The sequence below is a fragment of the Shewanella sp. T24-MNA-CIBAN-0130 genome (assembly GCF_040310185.1).
In the GTDB taxonomy this organism is placed as follows: Bacteria; Pseudomonadota; Gammaproteobacteria; order Enterobacterales; family Shewanellaceae; genus Shewanella; species Shewanella psychromarinicola.
The window spans coordinates 1-250 of sequence record NZ_JBEOPP010000463.1 but is presented as its reverse complement, the minus strand read 5'-3'; the positions used below and the strand labels follow the sequence as shown (position 1 = coordinate 250).

Below are 250 nucleotides of genomic sequence, written 5' to 3'. Positions count from 1 at the left end.
CATATTGTCTTTGTGATCAAACGCAATACCCCGAGCTTTTCTAAGACTGTCTGCACTAATTCCATTAGGGAAGTAATGACGACTAAACTCAGGTGAAGCGACTAGCAGATAGTCGACACAGCCTAATCGAGTTAGTTGACAACCTTTAATCGGTGTAGATAGCACCGAAATGACGCCAAAAGCTTGGCCATCCTTTAACCTATTAATCGTAGGATCTTTACCTTCAACATCGTTCAAAAATGTATTGCGA

1 protein-coding gene is annotated in these 250 nt (G+C 41.2%); it reads right to left on the bottom strand.

Annotation, left to right across the window (positions count from 1 at the left end; all coding sequences use genetic code 11):
- The coding region (locus tag AAEZ02_RS23135; protein ID WP_502959619.1) for a type 2 periplasmic-binding domain-containing protein at positions 1-250 on the bottom strand (250 nt) is incomplete at both ends.